This is a genomic window from Stenotrophomonas sp. 05L44_2, assembly GCF_056665995.1.
The window spans coordinates 1-1,233 of sequence record NZ_JBFTNR010000963.1; the positions used below are offsets into that span (position 1 = coordinate 1).

Consider the following 1,233-nt stretch of genomic DNA (forward strand, 5'->3'; position numbering starts at 1 on the left):
CAGCTGCAACGTGCTGGTTGCCAGCGACGTCGCCGCACGCGGGCTGGATGTGGAAGAACTGGCCGCGGTGATCAACTACGAGCTTCCGACCGACGTCGAGAGCTACCAGCACCGTGTCGGCCGTACCGGTCGTGCCGGCGCCAGTGGCTTGGCGATCAGCCTGGTGGCGGGCCGCGAAAAGAACCGCGCCGACGCCATCGAAGCACAGCGCGGCGAGCCGCTGGATTGGCAGAAGACGCCGCTGGCGACGTCGCGCCCGGCCGAGCTGCCGCAGGCGGCGATGCGCACCCTGCGCATCGATGGCGGCAAGACCGACAAGCTGCGCGCAGGCGACATCCTCGGCGCCCTCACCGGCGATGCCGGCCTGTCGGCCAAGTTCATCGGCAAGATCGCGATCTTCCCGACCCGTTCCTACGTGGCGATCGCCCGCGAGCAGGTCAACAAGGCGGTGGCGAAGCTGGAAGCGGGCAAGATCAAGGGCCGTCGTTTCCGCGTGCGGATGATGTAATTGAAGGAGCGCTGCCGATCACGGTTGGCAGCGAGGTGACCTGGTAGTGGCCAACCTTGGTTGGCCCATCCATGCGGTGCCAACCAAGGTTGGCAACTACCGGTTCGCCGCGATTCGCTCGGGCAGGTGCCACCTTGGTTGGCACCTGCGCAATCAGAACACCAGTTCGGTGTGCAGCGGCAGATCCGCTTCCCAGCGGCCACGGCCGCCCAGGCCGTCCAGTTCGACCAGCACGCCGGCGCCGACCACGTCCACGCCCAGGCGGCGCACCAGCGACAACGCAGCAACCAGCGTACCGCCGGTTGCCAGCACGTCGTCGATGATCGCTACGCGCGCACCTGCGGGCAGCGCGTCGGCATGCACTTCAATGCAGTCGCTGCGGTATTCCAGCGTGTATTCCTCGCGCAGCACCTTGCCCGGCAGCTTGCCCGGCTTGCGCACCGGAACGAAACCCACGCCCAGTTCCAGCGCCATGGCCGCACCGAGGATGAAGCCGCGCGATTCGATGCCGACCACCGCGTCCAGCTTCTGATCGCGCCAGCGATCGGCCATCGCCACGATCGCGCCACGGAAGTCCTCGCTGTGAGCGAGCAGCGGCATGATGTCCTTGAACAGGATGCCCGGCTTCGGGAAATCAGCGATGTCGCGCAGGCGTGAGGCCCAGGCGGGGACGGCCACGGTGGCGTCGGTCATTGCAGCTACCAGCTTGTATGGCGGCATAGGGT

General features: G+C 67.1%; 2 protein-coding genes. One reads left to right on the plus strand and one right to left on the minus strand.

The genetic code is table 11. From position 1 onward, the window contains the following. On the plus strand, positions 1 to 508 hold a 508-nt coding region (locus AC1VAN_RS22340), incomplete at its 5' end, for a DbpA RNA binding domain-containing protein (protein ID WP_480986804.1). Positions 509 to 661: 153 nt separating this feature from the next. Here AC1VAN_RS22340 and AC1VAN_RS22345 read toward each other — a convergent pair. After that, positions 662 to 1,201: an adenine phosphoribosyltransferase gene (locus tag AC1VAN_RS22345; RefSeq protein ID WP_032951771.1), complete on the minus strand. Its 540-nt coding sequence runs from the start codon at positions 1,199 to 1,201 to the stop codon at positions 662 to 664. Positions 1,202 to 1,233 lie beyond the last annotated feature (32 nt).